Source organism: Thalassospira sp. Z349TD_5 (assembly GCF_056173045.1).
On record NZ_CM149654.1, the window covers coordinates 1078520 to 1095680 of the forward strand.

The following is a 17161-nucleotide window of genomic DNA, read 5'->3' on the forward strand; positions in this document are numbered from 1 at the left end:
CGCGGTGGGGTGTGTTGAAGGATGCAGATTTTCGGTGAATGTATTGCGGCTTACCGAATACCTGCGCGTAAAAACGCCTGAATGAATTGGCGCTGGAAAATCAGGAAGGCGACAAGCAATGGCAAGATGGTCATGAGGGTCGCCGCACTGATCACCGAAATATCCACCCCGGTTTCCGGCGCGCCGAATAAGGATAAACCAACCGTCAGGGGGCGGGTATCGGGCGAGTTGGTAACAATCAACGGCCACAGGAAGTTGTTCCAGTGGGTGGCAACCGACACCAGCGCATAGGCCAGATAGACCGGCTTGGCAGCAGGAACATAGACCTTCCACAAAACCCCCATCCAGCTGCATCCCTCAATCCGCGCGGCTTCTTCAAGCTCAATCGGAACGGACTTGAATGCTTGGCGCAGCAGGAAAATACCAAACGCACTTGCCATATAAGGAAGGCCAATACCAAGGGCGGTGTCAAACAGGCCAAGTTTTGAAACAATGGCGTAGTTTTCGACAATCAGCACTTCGGGCAGAATGAACAGTTGCAGCAACACAAGGATAAAAACCGTATCGCGGCCCTTGAACTCAAACCGGGCAAAGGCAAACCCGGCCAGCGTACAGAGCACAAGCTGACCCGCCAGAATAAGTGTCACCAGCACAACGGTATTGGTGAAATAGCCAACCCACGGCACCGCGTTCCAGACATAGACAAAATTCTCAAACGTCAGCGGGTTTGAAAAATCCATGCCAAGGGCGGTGCCCGATGGCTGCAGTGCCGCCCATGTGGCAAACAGCAACGGCGAAATCCAGACAATGGCCAAAACCCACGCCCCAACGGCATCAAAAGCCTTATCAAGGTCGGGCAGGCGGCGTTTGGATAATATTGATGTAACAAGTGTGTTCATCGGTAATGGGTCCGTTTTTCCACCAGCCGGAACTGAATGACGGCAACAATGCCAAGGGTCAGAAGGACAAGGATGGTCATGGCTGCTGCGTGCGGGCTGTCGAAATAGGCAAAGGCCATTTCCCAAATCCAGTACAGGATCAGCTTCGACGCATTGTTCGGCCCGCCCTTGGTCAGAATGAACAAATGGTCGATCAGCTTGACCGAATTGATCATCGCATTGACAAAAACAAAGATCGTGGTTGGCATCAAAAGCGGCAGTAAAATCCGCCGGGTGTAGGTCCACCGACCAGCCCCTTCAATACGGGCGGCTTCGCGCAAATCCGGCGGGATGGTCTGAAGGGCGGCGAGATAAAAGATCATGAAAAACCCGGATTCTTTCCAGATCGTCACGATAATGATCGACGCCAGTGCGGTTTCAGGCTGACCCAGCCAGTTGGTCGGTTCCGCGCCGAAAAAGCCGGTAATCTGGTCAATCACCCCCAGATCGGGCGTATAGAAAAACAGCCACAAATTGGCCGCGGCAATCATCGGTAAAATGGTCGGCGTGAAATAGGCACTGCGCACAAAACTGCGTGCGGGAATATGTGCATTGGCCCAAAGCGCCATCGCCAGCGCAAAGAAAATCGACACCGGAATGGTGATGCCCGCATAAATCAGATTGTTAGACGCCACCGTCCAAAAGGTCGGATCGGCAAACAGATCGCCATAATTATCAAGCCCGGCAAACACCGACGGACGGCGCGTGGTGCCGCGCGAAAACAGGCTGTGCCACAGGGTCGCAATGGCCGGGTAAAAGGCAAACAGGCTCATTAATGCCAAGGCCGGGGCGGCGAGCATCCAGCCATAAAGCGCCAGACGGCGTTTTTGAAGTTGGGCCATTTCGTTCATCGTCGGCACGTCCTGAGCCTAAAGAAAAAAGGTGCCGAAGCGGGCATTGGGGGCCCGCTTCGGCGTGCAGACGGGCAGTCTTAGTGGAATGCCCGAAGAAGACGGTTTGCTTCGGCCTGTGCGCCTTCAAGGGCTTCTTTCGGTGATTTTTCACCGGTCAAAGCCGCCTGAATGGCGTTGTTCAGACCATCGCGGACACGTGCAGTGTCATAGGTGGAGAATTCCGGAATGGCGACTTCAAGCTGATCACGGGCCACCAGTGCCTGCGGGAAATCAGCCGCATAGGATTTAAGCGCATCGGTTTCGTATGCTTCTGGCGTCACACCGACATAGCCGGTTGCAATCGACCATTCAGCCGCCCGTTCCGGTGCGGTCATATATTTGATCAGTTCAAGCGATGCTTCTTTCTGTGCGTCGGTTGAGTTTTTGAACAGATAGAAGTTACCGCCACCGGTCGGCGAACCCGATTGTTTGTGTTTTGGCAACATCGCAACACCGAAATCAAATTTGGCTTCGCGCTTAACCGCCGAAAGATTGCCGGTCGAATGCCACATCATTGCGGTCTGACCCTGAACAAAGGCCTGACGCAGCGTGCCCCATTCAATCGTGCCTTCGGGCATGATTTTTTCATCCGTCGCAAGTCCGCGCCAGAATTCAAGCGCCTCAACCACGGCCGGATCATTGAAATAGGTTTCCGTGCCATCGTTGCTCATAAGCTCTTTGCCATTCTGAACGGCAAAGCACTGGAACATCCAGTAAGGATAGCCGGTCGATGGCACCATCAGGCCCCATTTGCCGTCTTTGGCAAGCGCCTTGCCGTCGGCAACCAGCTCTTCCCAGGTTTGCGGCGGGCTTTCCGGATCAAGGCCAGCTTCGCGGAACATGTCCTTGTTGTAGTACATGACAATGGTCGAACGCTGGAACGGGATGCCCCAGGTTTTGTCATCGACTTTGCCATTGGCCATCAGGGCCGGGTAAAAGCCGTTCAGCCATTCTTTGTCTTCGGCGGTTTTGACAACATCGTCAAACGGAACAATCAGGTCCTGCTCGATCAGGTCATAAACGTCGATGGAAAACATGACCGAAAGCTGTGCCGGATCGCCACTTTTGATCGCGGACACGGCACGCAGGCGGGTGTCATCATAGTTGCCAGCATAGATGGCATTGACCTTGACGTCCGGGTGTTCGGCCTCAAAACCGTCAATCATGCCGTCAATCACATCGGTCAACGGGCCGCCAACGGCGATGGGATAATACATGGTGAGCTCAGTCGCAGCAAAGGCAGGTGTCGCCGCCGTTGCCATCAATCCGGCGGCAAAAGCAGCACGGGTTACGATGTTACGCATGAAGATATCTTCCCTGTTAGAGTGTCGAAATTGTCGAAGGTGAAGTTTGAAATTCTGTCGTCTGTGATGGTGCGTTGGCTGCTATATCGGTCGTCGCCGGTGCGTGACGAAGACCGGTTTCGCGATCAAACCAGTGGGCCGCAACGCCAGCCCAACTGAGCGAGACTTCCGTCCCGGGCGAAATGTGAACGCGTCCCGGAAGGCGGGCTGTCGCCCCATCCGTTCCGGCGATCGCGACATAAACAAATGTTTCCGCACCCAAAAATTCACTGCCCGTGACGGTGGCGGCAATGCCCCATGCCTCACTCGCCGGATCGGTTGAAAGTTTGAGGTCCTCGGGGCGGATACCAAACGTCAGGTCCTTGGGGGGAAAGCCATTTGGCAAAACGTCATTTGGCAACGCCGTGGCAGGCAAAAGTGCCATCGGCGGGCTGCCGACAAATCCGGCGGCAAAGGCGGTTGCGGGCTGCAAATAAAGTTCTGCCGGGTCGCCTGCCTGCTCAATACGGCCATCCTTCATCAGGATAACGATGTCGGCCATGCTCATGGCTTCGGTTTGATCATGGGTGACATAGACCACCGTGATGCCAAGACGCTGTTGCAAATCGCGGATGTCCTTGCGCACGGCATGGCGCAATTTGGCATCAAGGTTGGAAAGTGGCTCATCCATCAGACACAGCGGATGGCCTGCGACAATGGCGCGCGCAAGGGCAACACGCTGACGCTGCCCACCCGACAGCTCCGACGGTTTACGGTCTTCACATCCGTCAAGGCCGGTCACACTCAGGGCCTCGGCAAGGCGGGTCTTGATTTCCCCCTTGTCGGTTTTACGTACCTTCAGGCCAAAGATGATGTTTTCGGCAACGCTTAGGTGCGGAAACAGCGCATAGGATTGAAACACCATGGATAATCCGCGCTTGGACGGCGGGGTATTGGTGACATCCTTGCCATCAATCCGGATCAAACCCTGATCGGCGGTTTCAAGCCCGGCAATCAGACGCAGGGTGGTTGACTTGCCACATCCCGACGGGCCCAGCAGGACGACAAAACTGCCGCGTGGAATATCAATGGAAAGATCATGAACCCCGTTGCCGCCGTTAAAAACGCGCGATACGGAATGGATCTCGATAAAGGGGGATTGGGCCGTCATTTCAGAACTTCGCTTTTTGCAAGTTGAAGGCGCGCACTGACGTCCTGGCGTTCAAACAAGGGATTAAAAGATCCGCCGGGAATGCGGTCAACAACCACAACATCCGGGTCGGTGATATGCCCGCCCTTGGCCGGGGCCGGGCGGCCAAATTTCGATTGATCGGCAACCAGAATGGAATTGCGGCAATTCTCCGCAATGGCTTGGCGCAAGGACACTTCGCGATGGTCAAAATCGGTCAGGGTGCCATCGGGTTCGATCCCGCCAACGCCAAACAGGCCGTAATCAACCTTGTAGTTGTGAAACATTGCTTCGGCTTCGGGGCTGATGATGTCGCGGTCTGGCAGACGCAGCGTCCCGCCGGGGACAACAATCCGGTTACCGGTATTGTTGCCCAGCGCCATGGCGGCATTCATGTTGTTGGTGATCACCGTCAAATGGCGGTGATTGACCAAATTCAACGCGACAAGTTCCAGCGTGCTGCCAATCCCGATCAGGATCGACGCCCCATCGGGGATCAGGTTGGCAACATGAAGGGATATGGCGTGCTTTGGCGCAATATTGGTGACCTGACGACTTTCATACGACAGGTTCATGCCCGGTTCCCCGGCATATTCCACCCCGCCGTGACGCCGCCGGACAAGGTTGGAATCATTAAGGATATTAACGTCGCGTCGCACGGTTTGCGGCGTTACATCAAAATGATCGGCCAGCGCATCGATGGAGGCAAATCCATCGCGCCGCAGGATGTCGATAATGTCACGCTGTCGCGTTGATATATTCATTTGATCGTTCAATTTGTTGTTTTGAACATGAAAACGATCATACGCGGCTTCGTTGTCACTAAGATTTCAGAAGCATGACATTCAGATGAATGTTGGTCCGGGCGGTAAAAGTCGCAGAAAACCTCGGTTTGGCGGTGGGTGTTTCTCCGAATACGGCTGCAAACACCGCCCAAAAGGGCTGTTTCGTGACAAAAAATGCCGCCCCAAGGCGTGGGGCGGCAGTATTTCGGTGGTCATTTATCGGGTGTTGGGGATCAGCCAAAAATCAGTGATTGATGTACTCCGACCCCGGCCATGACACCTGCTGCTGAGGCCAGTGTCGCATTATGGCGCGCGGTGGCAGCATCCCCGGCGGCGAAGATGCCCGGAACGCTGGTTTCCTGCGTACTGTCAACGTCAATGAACGGGCCTTGGGGCCCGTCGTCAAAGGCACAGCCCAGCATTTCTGCAACCGGTGACGGCATGGTGACTTTCGGCCCGGTAAAGATCGCCGTCATTGGCAAAATACGGCCATCGACCAAACGCACCGCATCAAGGGACGGGGCGGTGCCCAGAAGTTCAATCACCGGACTGTTTTCAACCACAATACCGCGCTGGATCATTGCGGCCTGTGTCTCGGCATCAGGAAGATGGATGCCTTGGGTGAAATAGGTGGTCGGCCCCCAGTCGGGCAGCATCATCGCCTGATGGCTTGAATGGGACATGGTGGCGATAACACCGATCTGCTCATCGCGCACTTCATAGCCATGGCAATAGGGACAATGTAAAACCGTGGTGCCCCAACGGTCCGTCATGCCGGGAATATCGGGCAGGATATCGCGGACACCGGTTGCCAGAAGGATGCGCCGTGCGGTGATGACGTCGCGGTCGTTGATTGTGATGTCAAACCGCATATCCCCGTCATCCGTTCCGGCGGTGGACCGGGCACTGGATTTGGCACTGGGGCTGGCATGACTTACCCACCCGTCGCGGACGGTCACGGTTGGATAGACCCGAAGTTGCGACATGGCGATATCGCGAATCTCCATCGGGCTTTTACCATCCAGACCAAAGAAACCGTGTGAGGTCGCAGCAAACCGATTGCGCGGTTGGCCCGCATCAATCACGCAAATCTTGCGCCGCGCACGGGCAAGCTGCAGTGCGGCTGAAAGTCCGGCAAAACTACCGCCGATGATGGCAACATCAAAGGGCGGGGTATCGGGTAACGCGTTGGCATTTGCATTGGTAGCATCTGTGGTGGCGGCGATGTGGTCAGTCATGGTTGGGGTCCTGCCTGTTGGAATGACATGCGATGGCACTATTCATGTAACTTTATAAGTATCATGATGGATTGATGTCAATTATCTTGTAACTTTTATTGTTACAGAAAGGCGGGAAAATGGGCCAGACAGGAGGAGACAAAAGAAAACCGCCCTTGTGACAGGGCGGTTTGTCGGCGTCGTTATGGCCTTAAAAGGCCTTGCAACGTTGGGATGTCATGCTTGATTTAGCGGTGCGGAACGTCGAAAATCAGAACAGCTTTTCGCGCGGATCAAATTTCGGGGCCGGTTCGGCGGCAAGTTGCTCAAAGATTTCGTCGAGCGTATCGGCCACCGTAAACAGGTTTTTGTGGCTTTCACGTGCAAAGCCATCGGCAATGATGCCGTCAATCATCGCAAGGCACTTGTCCCAATACCCAAGCGCGTTGAAAAACACCATTGGGGTGTCATGAATGCCAAGCTGGCGCAGCGTCATGGCTTCAAACGCTTCGTCAAGGCTGCCCAACCCACCGGCAAGGGTGACAAACGCGTCCGAGCGCTTGAACATCTCGACTTTGCGTTCATGCATGGATTTGCACACAATCAATTCCGAAAGCCCGGTATGCCCGACTTCGATGTCATCAAGATGTGCCGGGATGATCCCGACAACCTTGCCGCCATTTTTCATAACAGCGTCGGCAACGGCCCCCATTAGGCCAATGCGCCCACCACCATACACAAGCGTGATGCCGCGTTCGGCCATCATCTTGCCAAACGCTATGGCGTTTTCCATATGGCGGGGGTCTTTGCCGTCCGAAGCACCGCAGAAGACACAGATTGATTTTACATTTGTCATGGCGACCTGCCTTTTGTTTCTTGTTTCGCAGGTAGCGGGACGGCACCGGGATGTGCCGGGTATCCGCCCCGTACGGGGGCTGTACGCGACGTAACTTCGTGCGTACATTGGTGACCATAGCCGATGACAGGCAGGCAGGGCCAAGATTTTCCGTGCTGCAGTATATTAAATCTGGGTTCTGACCCTAAATGACGCGCGACTGCCGCAATTTGGTTGCTTTTGCCTGCACGATAGGAGACCTGAAACGCGCACATCGGAATTTCGGCCGTACTGTCAGATTAATCGGCAAAGTTTCGCGCGATGGTTAACAAGTTCTGAACCTGATTGTGGGAAGGGTAGTTCCGTGCGAGCTCCTTCTCGCATCACATAATATCAAACGAAAAGAAGGCAGGATCGCCCAACGTGTTTGTCAACAATCCTTTTTGGCTGGCCATTTTGGTGTCAGCCGTCATTGCCGCTGTATTGATGCTGGCCTTATGGCTTGGTCTGGACCGTGCGATTGCGCGGCGTATAGTGCTGGGCGCGGTTGTTCCCGCTGTTGCGGTGGCGGTCCCTGCGGCCATCGGGCTGCCTGAAACCGCACGCGGGGGGATTGGTGCGGCCTTGCTGATGCTGGTTCTGGGCGGGGTTTGCGGTGCGATCCTTGATTTTTCAAAGATTTCCGAACGTATTTGTCTGGGTGTCGCGGCGGTTTTACTGCTGCTTGGCGCGTGGATGGTGTTGGCCGCCCCAATAAGCGGGCTTGCCTATCACCCGACATCGATCAAGGTTCTGGCGTGGCTTGCCTATGTGACTGTCGGTGGATGTTTCCTGTGGGTAACGCGGCCCGACTTTTCACAAGACGAAATCGCCGATGCCCCGAAAGGAAAGAAAACCAAGACCCGTTCCACCAAATCGACCAAAACGGTCAAGGCTGGCAAAACAGCGTCTTCTTTCAGTGACGATGATGTTGCTGGTTTTGCAACACCGGGACCGGTTGCGGTATTGATGACCCTGTCACTGGGGCAGGGGATCATTGCCGACCAGTTTGGCTTAAACGATTTTGTTGTCTTTCAGGCCGCATTGACCGTGGCCTTGTTGGTGGCGTTGGTATCCGAAAAGGCTGCACCACAATATCGCGCGGCAGTTTGGCTGGCGGTGGTATGTGCGCTGATGGCCAGTGCGACCGGCGTTATGATCTTGATGCCCGCGTCGTGCTTTGCGGTGGCTGTCTTGTTGCTGGTGGTCTCTGCCGGTCCGGCGGCGGCCCGGATTTCGGTCATTTTACCACAAGATAACCCGGCACAAACAGCACTGCTTGGTGCGGTGATCCGCATCGGGGTTTTGGGGTTGCCCTTGGTGATGGCGGCACTGGTGGCCTATGTTGGGGCGATGATGCGCGTCAGTGCGTATTAGGAAAACAGCAAACAGACTGATTCTATTCATCTTTACCTAACGGTTGTAAGATATCGTAAGTTCGTTACGGTATGGAAACCGAGAGACGAACGTAGTACAAGTTTCTACTTCACGCGTCCAAGGCGGTTGTTTGGGGGGAATATGACAAGCAAATTCAAAGCATTGGTCGCGTCCGTAAATAACATAAACATCGTTCAAGGATATTTCCGGTGAAACGACCCTATATCCTCGTCATTATCGGCGTTGTACTGATCCTGGCCGCGATTGTGCTCAACTACATGTTGACACAAACCGCTGACGAAGATCTGGCGACGACCGCAGAGCAAGCACCGCCAACGGTTTCAAGCACCGAAGAACCGACGCCCCCGGCAGAGCCATCTGACGGATCGGACCCTGTTGCGCCGAAAATCAAAAATCCAAGTTTTGATGTCGTGCGCATTGGCCCGGATGGGAATGCGGTGATTGCCGGTCGTGCGGAACCCAACAGCAAAGTCCGCATCCGCGAAGGCGAAGAAGTCATTGGCGAAGCAACGGCCGATGAACGCGGCGAATGGGTTGTTTTGCCGGGTAAGCCGCTGACAAGCGGTGACCGTGAACTTTCACTTGAAGCCGAAGACGACACCGGAACCGTTAGCAAGGCCGACGACAAGATCGTTGTCCTGATCCCGGATGAAGCGCCAAAGAAAACTGAGGCTGCTGAACCGACGGATGCACCGGCGCCCGACGCTGACATGACGACCGCGGATAGCAGCGACACTAAAGATACCGGCGACGCTGCCGATACCAGTGCAGATAAAAAAGATCAGCCGATCATTGCCCTGAAAGTCCCGAATGAAGGCGGTGCTGTCACCGTGATGCAGGGACCGGCAGCCGAAAAAGCCGCCGAACCCAAACAAGACAGCAAAGACGCGGCTGAAAAAATGCCGCGCCTGTCGATTGGGGTTGTTGATTATGACACCGAAGGCCGCGTTGCCATGTCGGGCAATGCCGACATGGACCATGACGTTCAGGTATATCTTGATAACAAGCTTGTCGGGACCGCACCGGCCGATGAAAACGGCAATTGGGCGCTAACCATTGGCGAGCCGATTGAACCGGGCAATTATACCATGCGTGCCGATCAGCTTGATCCGGCGGGCAAGGTGACCGCACGTGTTGAAATTCCGTTTGAACGGGCCCGCCCGGAAGAAATTCTTGAGCCGGGGTCGCGTTATGTGGTTCAGCCGGGCAACAGCCTGTGGCGGATTGCGCGCAGCACCTATGGCGAAGGGCTGAAATACTGGATTATCTATGCGCAGAATCGCAAACAGATCCGCGATCCTGACCTGATTTACCCGGGGCAGATTTTTGCCCTGCCGACCACGGAAAATGCAGCGGAGTAACAGCTGTTCTTTGCGAGGGGCAAAACACATGATAAGTGTGTTTTGCCCTTTTCTTTTTGAAAAGAAGAACAGTTTTGTCCGGGTTGCGTTGCCCTGTATCATCACTAGATGCTAAGAACGCGCCCGAACGGTACCAATCGTACCAATTTGATGTGCCCAACCCATGGCAACCAGGGAATTAAGACTTTGAAATCCGTTCTTGTGCCGATCAATCCAGAAGGCTGGAAATTCGTTGCGATCTTCGCGGCGATCACTGTGATCCTGTTTTTGATCGCCGAACCACTGGGGTGGGCCGGTGTGATCCTGACGCTGTGGTGCGCGTATTTCTTCCGCGACCCGGATCGTATTACCCCGACCGACGAAAACCTTGTCATTTCCCCGGCAGATGGCCGCGTATGCATGATTTCGCAGGCGCCTTTGCCCAAGGAACTTGAACTTGACGATAAAACGCCGCGCACGCGCGTTTCGATCTTCATGAATGTGTTCAATGTTCACGTCAACCGCTGCCCGATCAATGGCGAAGTGGTGGGCGAGGCCTATGTGCCCGGCAAGTTTGTGAATGCTGAACTTGATAAGGCATCAGACAACAACGAACGTCAGATCCTGCTTGTCCGTGACAAGGAAGGCCGCGAGTTTGGTGTTGTTCAGATCGCCGGTCTGGTTGCGCGTCGCATCCTGTGTGACGTTGGCACCGGATCGCAGCTTAAGGCCGGTGAACGTTTCGGCCTGATCCGGTTTGGTTCGCGCGTTGATGTGTATCTGCCCGAAGGTGTTTCGCCGAACGTGATTGTCGGTCAGACCACGATTGCCGGTGAAACCATCCTTGCCGATGTGTCGGCCAAGGATAAGGAAGCCGCCATCGGGGAGATCCGTTAATGGCTGGCGGCATCCGACCAATTAACCGTCCGCGCAGGTTCAAGGCCCTGTCCTTGACCCGCCTTGTGCCCAATGTCGCAACCCTGATGGGGATGTGTACGGGCCTGACGTCGATCCGCTTTGCCATGCAGGATCGCTGGGAAGCCGCGGTTGCCGCCATTCTGATTGCCGGGATCATTGATGGTCTTGATGGCCGTCTGGCCCGTATGCTGAACGCCTCAAGCCGCTTTGGCGCCGAACTGGACAGTCTTTCGGACTTTGTCTGCTTTGGCGTCGCACCTGCGATGATGCTGTATTTCTGGTCGCTGCATGAATTGGGGCCCATCGGTTGGGCCTTGTCGCTTTTGTTTGCGGTCTGCATGTCGTTGCGTCTGGCACGGTTTAACACCCAGATGCTGGGCGAACCTGAAATGCCGACATGGGCCTATCGCTTCTTTACCGGTGTTCCGGCCCCGGCGGCGGCCGCCCTTGCAATGTGGCCGATTGTCCTGACCCTGCAGTTTGGCGAAGGCATTTTTGACAGCCCCTATATCGTTGCACCCTATGGTGTTTTGATTGCCTGTCTGATGGTGTCGCGTCTGCCTACCTATTCATTTAAAAAGGTCAAAATCCCGCGTGCATGGGTCTTGCCCTTGATGTTGGCATTCGGGGCGTCGGTGGCGTTTCTGGTGTCCTCGCCGTGGCTGACACTCTCGGCGATTGCGGCGATTTATTTGATCAGCATGCCACTGTCTTATCGGTCCTACCGCCGTATGGGCGTTGAAAATCAGCACGAGATGGACAAGGCAGACGAAGAAGACGATGACGGGGAATCTGACGAAGACCCCGAAGAGGGGCTTAACCGCGTTCATCAGAACTGATTTTAAAATGCTGTGATCTGTTGCGCAAAAGCCGGCATCACGTGCCGGCTTTTTTGTGTTTGAAGTCATGTCCGCGTGTGACACGGCAAGACAACGGTTACTCTGTGATGTCGTCTTTGTGCGTTTGCCAGAAACGGACTTCACGGGCATATCGTTTGCGGTCTGATTGCGACAGTGACGCGGTATAGAATGTCACCCACGGCATTTCGGGGTTTTCAACAACCAGTGCATTGATGTCATTGACGACCGCGTGCCCGGTCTGGGTTTTAGTACAGGCAATCGATGCTGGAATGACATGATCATTCCCTGCAATCGGCCAGGTGGTAAAGCGGGTGTCGGGTGTTTTTTGACGCCGGTGATATTCAAGCTCGGCCGGGAAATAGAGCGTCCAGTCAATGCGATCCAATGTGATCATCGGGAGAAACTGCTCATCCGTTCCGATGACGGTCATGGTCGGATTGCCCGAAAATGATTTAAGGATCGGGTCAACGACCGCGCCATAGGAGCGTTGGGCGCGAATGGCACCATTGAGTTTCCCACTTTTGATCAGGCGCACCAGATCAACATGGTCGTCATCATCAAGATACGGCGTAAGGCGATCATCATTCTTGGTCTGTGTCACCAGACTGACGGGGAGATGGGGTAAAACGGCATCGGAAAAAATCAGGATCTGTTCGCGTTCCGGGGTCTTGTTCATACCGATGTTGCAAAGCGTCCCGCCTTCGGTAAGCGACTGCATCAAGCGCGGAAGCGGCACGATTTCCTTTTTGTGGCGATAGGCCGGCAGACGATCAATAAACCAGTCAAGCGTATCGACCCCATAACCGACAATCTTGCCGTCTTTTTCAACCATCGCCGGGGGCAATGGTGTCAGGGTCCAGACAATCTCATTCACCGGCTGAGCATGCGCCGGGATGATGAATACCGGGGCAAACAATCCCAGCGCCATCCACCGGGCGCGCTTAAGGCAGGAACGAAATAACAGCATCAACACCAAGCCGGTTGTTCATTAAAATCTATTCTACCCTTAGTAATAAGTGTACTGCAGATGGAATTTGCAAATTTTTTCTGATTTTAATCAGATGCTTGCTCAGATGAACGGTCCAGCTTGAGGGGAAGTTGGACCAAGATCAGAAAACGCTGGCACTGATAAATTGCTGGCGGGCCTGCTCAAACCATTCGCGGTCCTTGGTATTAAGCCATGCGGCGTAAAAGTCGGTCCAGGGCATGGTCGGGTTGGCATCAATGATCGCATTGATCCGCTTAATCACTGTCCGCCCCGCTGGCGTGTTGGCACAGCCAATCGTTGCTTCAAGCAGGTTGGTGTTGCCTGCAATCGGCAACGCCATGATTGCCTGATCGGGGGTTGACTGGCGGCGATAATATTCTGCTTCGGACGGGAAATACAGGCTCCAGTCGATCCGTTTTAACGCCAGCATCTTTAAAAGCTTGGTGTCATCGACAACTTCCATCACCTGATCGGAGGTGCGATAACGCGCCAGATGGCTGTCAACCAGCCCGCCATAAGCGCGCTCAAGGCGCACCGCACCTTGAAAATCAACGTTCGACAGCAACTGCCACAAAAGAATGTGGCCCTGATCATTCATGAACGGTTTGTATCGATCAAAATCTTCTTGGCGGATAACAATCGAAATCGGCAGATGCAAAAGAACCGTTTTCGCAAAGACGATGAATTCGCGCCGATCCGGGGTCGGGATCAGGGTGGTGCTGCACCGGATGCCATCGGCCGTATTGCGCATTTCCGCAAGCAGGCGTGACAAAGGAATGTGCAGGACAGTGTGGTCGTAGTCGGTCAAACGCTGCACGAACCAGTTCTGGGTATCGGCGGCATAGCCTGTCAGGTTTGACTGGTCAGTGATGAAAGCCGGTGCAAACGGGGGAACCGCCCATGTCAGCATTTCCTTTGCCGACGTGACTGTTGGTTTTGCAAAGGCACACATCAAAAACGCACCGGCAAACGTGGTGTACCTCAGCCACTTTTTAACAGCTGTTTTCATTCGATCTTCCCACACGGACTATTCTTATGTGTCTTCTTCTTAGCGCTAAGGATAAGCCAGAAACCCTTATCAAAATATGTATGTAAGGCGATGCGCATCTTAAAGGGGCGCGCTGTTGTGTCGAAAACCCATCATCAACCAAGCTTTCGGGCAGTGTCCTGGGCCGTGATCCTAAAGATAACCAGCCCCCAAACGGGGAAGTTTGGGGGCTGGTCTAACCGCGCGGCGGGGTCGGGGGGAAGTGTCGCGCGGCTATTGGGTTAACGTGAGGTCGCGGGCCTGATCTTGCCCATCACCCCGGACGCCTTTTGTCCAATCCATGGTTTAAGCCGCCTGAAACCACCGCCCATCTTGTGACGCATCATCAACGCACACGGGGTGAAGATCAGGGTCAAGACCGTGGCAAACGCCAGACCAAACGCAATGGAGGTTGAAAGCTGCACCCACCATTGCGTGGAGGGCGCACCAATGCTGACGTCACGGGCGACGAAATCGATATTGATCTGAAGCACCATCGGCACCAGACCCAGAATGGTCGTCACCGTGGTCAGCATCACCGGACGCAAACGTTGCGCACCGGTCTGCAGGATCGCCGCCTCGATACTGCCAGCGGTATGTTTAAGCCGGTCAAACGTATCAATCAGAACGATGTTGTTGTTCACAACAATCCCCGCCAGTGCCACCACCCCGATGCCATTCATCACGATGGAAAATGCCTGCCCGGTGATCATCAGGCCAAGGAACACGCCGGCTGTCAACATGACGATCGCAATCATGATCAGAAGCGAACTTGAGATGCTGTTAAACTGCGTCACCAGAATAATGAACATAATGAACAGCGCGACCGTAAAGGCATTCATCAGGAAGTCCGCCGATCTTTGCTGTTCTTCGTCCTGACCTTTGAATTCAATCGATACACGCGGATCAATCTCAAGGCCGCTCATCCATGCTTTGACTTCACCAAGCTTGGTATCGACCAGAACGCCATCGGCAACGTCGGCCTTAACCGTCAGCGCCCGGCGGCTGTCAACTCGGGTCAGAGTACCGGTTTTAAGCTTCGGCGTGCGTTTGACAAAGTTCGCCAGCGGCACCAACCCCTTTTCGGTGGCAATCTGAAGGTTGTTAAGCTCATCAAGGGATCGATATTTGGCCGGGAACCGCCCGACAATGTCGATCTCCTCGGTGGAATCATCGGGGCGATAGGTCGAAAAATCGATCCCGTTGGTCACCAGTTTAATCACATTGCCAATCTGATTGATGTCGGCGCCGAATTTAAGCGCCTGTGCGCGATCAACGCTAAATTCCCAATCAATACCAGGTGGTGATTTACCATCCTCATAATTGTACATGCCGCCGATTTCCTGCAATCCGGCAATCAGTTTGCTGGCGGTTTCGTCAAGAAGCTCGGGATAGAACGACCGCAACTGGATCTGGATATCCTTGCCTTGCGGCGGGCCTGCTTCTTCAGCACGGACTTCGATCTGAATGCCCGCCAGATCGGCGGTTTCGGCCAAAATACGTTTTTCAATTTCGCTAGCTGTGGGGCGTGTTTGCCAATCGGCATATTCAAGTTGAACCACACCAATGACGTCTTCCGGGGCCTCGTTGCCGCCTGCACCGTTGCCTGAACGGGCATAGACCGTATCAAACCAGTTCTCACCTTCATGATGGGTATCAAGGGCCAGAATGCGGTCTTCGACTTCTTGTAGCAGCGCATCCTGTTCGTAATAGGACATGTTGCCGCGCGCACGGACCTGAACAATGGCGACTTCCGGTTCAACTTCGGGGAAAAACTCAACCCCCTTGCCGAGGATACCAAATGATGCCCAGACAGAAGCAAGGATCACAAACGCTGCGGGCACCACGACCCAGTAATAGCGAAGCGACCCGCGCAGCATGCGGATATAGAACCCGGTGCCACCTCTGACCTTATCAATGTCATCGGCATGGTCGGCGGCAATGGCTTGGAGGCTTTCATTCGAAGTTGCACCGGGTTTGCCAAACCATGCGCCAACGGTCGGTACAAAGATCAAAGCCATGGCAAGGGACGCGGTCAGGGTAAACAGCACCGTAATCGGCAGGAACTTCATGAATTCGCCAACAACATCGGGCCAAAATGCCAGCGGCAGGAAGGCCGCAAGTGTCGTTGCCGTCGATGCAATGATCGGCATTGCCATGCGTTTGGCCGCCAGTGGATAGGCTTTGCTACGATGCAGACCGTCAATCATTTTACGATCGGCATATTCGGTGACAACAATTGCCCCGTCGACCAGCATCCCGACCGCCAAAATCAGGCTGAACAGCACGACCATATTAACCGTCATGCCGAGCGCCCACAGGACCAGAATAGCAGTCAGGAAAGATCCAGGGATCGCAAGGCCCACCAGCAAGCCTGACCGCCAGCCAATGGACCAGATGACGACAACCATCACCAGCAGGATCGCCAAGATGACACTGTTTTGCAGGTCATTAAGCATCATTCGGATGTCAGATGATTTGTCCTGCGAATAATTGATGGTCAGGTTGGGCGGAAACGCTTGTTGTGCTTCGTCCGTGGTGGCCTTGATGGCATCAATCACCTCGATGATATTTTCACCAACGCGTTTGGAAACTTCAATTGCGATGGCAGGTTGACCATTGAGCCGGGCAAAGCTTTGGGCGTCTTTGAACGTCCGGCGAACTTCGCCGATATCGCGGAAACGAATGACGGAATCGCCATCGACAATCAACGGCATATCAAGGATGTCATTGACCGATTCAAACAGGCCGGGAACCTTGATGTTAAAGCGCCCCGTCCCGGTGTCAACCGCACCCGCAGCCACCAGCGCGTTCGAATTGCGCACAAGCGATACGATGTCGATGCCATTCAGCCGGTAGGCCTCGATCTTCATCGGATCAATGATGAACTCAACCAGTTCTTCGCGATCCCCGGCAAGTTTGGCCTCAAGAACGGCAGGCAATCCTTCGATGGAATCTTTCAGGTCGCGCGCCATGCGCAGCAATGCACGTTCAGGCACATCGCCAGACAGGGTGACAACCAGAACCGGGAACAGCGACAGATTGATCTCGTGAACTTTGGGCTCGTCTGTTTCTGCGGGTAATTCGGATTTGGCGATATCAACCCGTTCGCGCACATCGGCAAGCGCTTCGTCGATATTAACATCGGAATAAAATTCAAGCGTGACAGAGGCCCCGTCCTGATAGGACTGGGAACTCATTTCCTTCACACCTTCGATGCTGCGCAGTTCCTGTTCCATCGGACGCAGCAAAAGACGTTCGGCATCTTCGGGCGACACGCCGTCATGATGCATGGTGACATATAAAACCGGGATCTGAACATCTGGATCGGCTTCTTTGGGGATGGTGTTATAGCCAACCCAACCCGTTGCCAGAAGAAGGATCAGAACCAGAATAACCGTGCGTGATCTGTGTAATGCGTGATCAATCAGGGACATTTTCATTGCTCCTC

Annotated in this window: 14 protein-coding genes; 4 read left to right on the plus strand and 10 right to left on the minus strand. The window is 54.4% G+C overall.

Annotated features, from left to right (window positions below; genetic code table 11):
- Window positions 1-50: 50 nt before the first annotated feature.
- From AC0VXT_RS04805 to AC0VXT_RS04835, 7 genes are all read right to left on the minus strand, one after another.
- Entirely contained in the window at window positions 51-899 is an 849-nt protein-coding gene (locus AC0VXT_RS04805) for a carbohydrate ABC transporter permease (RefSeq protein WP_475547711.1), read from the minus strand.
- Window positions 896-1789, minus strand: coding sequence for a carbohydrate ABC transporter permease (locus AC0VXT_RS04810; protein ID WP_412776949.1), 894 nt, complete (start codon window positions 1787-1789; stop codon window positions 896-898). Before AC0VXT_RS04810 ends, AC0VXT_RS04805 begins: the two co-directional genes overlap by 4 nt.
- Window positions 1790-1869: 80 nt before the next feature.
- Entirely contained in the window at window positions 1870-3135 is a 1266-nt protein-coding gene (locus AC0VXT_RS04815; protein ID WP_475547712.1) for an ABC transporter substrate-binding protein, read from the minus strand.
- A gap of 16 nt (window positions 3136-3151) precedes the next feature.
- Entirely contained in the window at window positions 3152-4285 is a 1134-nt protein-coding gene (locus AC0VXT_RS04820; RefSeq protein WP_475547713.1) for an ABC transporter ATP-binding protein, read from the minus strand.
- Window positions 4282-5067 carry a DeoR/GlpR family DNA-binding transcription regulator gene (locus AC0VXT_RS04825; RefSeq protein ID WP_475547714.1) on the minus strand — a complete coding sequence of 262 codons (786 nt, stop codon included), beginning with the start codon at window positions 5065-5067 and terminating at the stop codon, window positions 4282-4284. Before AC0VXT_RS04825 ends, AC0VXT_RS04820 begins: the two co-directional genes overlap by 4 nt.
- A 254-nt stretch (window positions 5068-5321) precedes the next feature.
- Complete coding sequence (locus tag AC0VXT_RS04830; RefSeq protein WP_475547715.1) at window positions 5322-6326, minus strand: NAD(P)/FAD-dependent oxidoreductase; 1005 nt, start codon at window positions 6324-6326, stop codon at window positions 5322-5324.
- Between the two features lie 250 nt (window positions 6327-6576).
- The gene (locus AC0VXT_RS04835) at window positions 6577-7161 is read right to left on the minus strand and encodes an LOG family protein (RefSeq protein ID WP_276650719.1); all 585 of its coding nucleotides are present in this window, start codon (window positions 7159-7161) and stop codon (window positions 6577-6579) included.
- 402 nt (window positions 7162-7563) lie between these two features.
- Here AC0VXT_RS04835 and AC0VXT_RS04840 point away from each other — a divergent pair, with 402 nt between their 5' ends.
- From AC0VXT_RS04840 to pssA, 4 genes are all read left to right on the plus strand, one after another.
- A complete protein-coding gene (locus tag AC0VXT_RS04840) occupies window positions 7564-8556 on the plus strand; it encodes a hypothetical protein (protein WP_475547716.1) in 993 nt (330 codons plus the stop codon).
- A 209-nt stretch (window positions 8557-8765) separates the two neighbouring features.
- Complete coding sequence (locus AC0VXT_RS04845; protein ID WP_475547717.1) at window positions 8766-9938, plus strand: Ig-like domain-containing protein; 1173 nt, start codon at window positions 8766-8768, stop codon at window positions 9936-9938.
- Window positions 9939-10088: 150 nt separating this feature from the next.
- Window positions 10089-10814: a phosphatidylserine decarboxylase gene (locus AC0VXT_RS04850; RefSeq protein WP_475548563.1), complete on the plus strand. Its 726-nt coding sequence runs from the start codon at window positions 10089-10091 to the stop codon at window positions 10812-10814.
- The gene (gene pssA / locus AC0VXT_RS04855) at window positions 10814-11674 is read left to right on the plus strand and encodes a CDP-diacylglycerol--serine O-phosphatidyltransferase (RefSeq protein WP_022731968.1); all 861 of its coding nucleotides are present in this window, start codon (window positions 10814-10816) and stop codon (window positions 11672-11674) included. The genes AC0VXT_RS04850 and pssA overlap by 1 nt, the downstream gene beginning before the upstream one ends.
- Before the next feature lie 97 nt (window positions 11675-11771).
- Here pssA and AC0VXT_RS04860 read toward each other — a convergent pair whose 3' ends face one another.
- The 3 genes from AC0VXT_RS04860 to AC0VXT_RS04870 form a co-directional block, all read right to left on the minus strand.
- Complete coding sequence (locus tag AC0VXT_RS04860; RefSeq protein ID WP_475547718.1) at window positions 11772-12662, minus strand: TIGR02285 family protein; 891 nt, start codon at window positions 12660-12662, stop codon at window positions 11772-11774.
- A gap of 142 nt (window positions 12663-12804) precedes the next feature.
- Complete coding sequence (locus AC0VXT_RS04865; RefSeq protein WP_475547719.1) at window positions 12805-13692, minus strand: hypothetical protein; 888 nt, start codon at window positions 13690-13692, stop codon at window positions 12805-12807.
- 260 nt (window positions 13693-13952) lie between these two features.
- Window positions 13953-17147, minus strand: coding sequence for an efflux RND transporter permease subunit (locus AC0VXT_RS04870; protein ID WP_475547720.1), 3195 nt, complete (start codon window positions 17145-17147; stop codon window positions 13953-13955).
- Window positions 17148-17161: the final 14 nt, after the last annotated feature.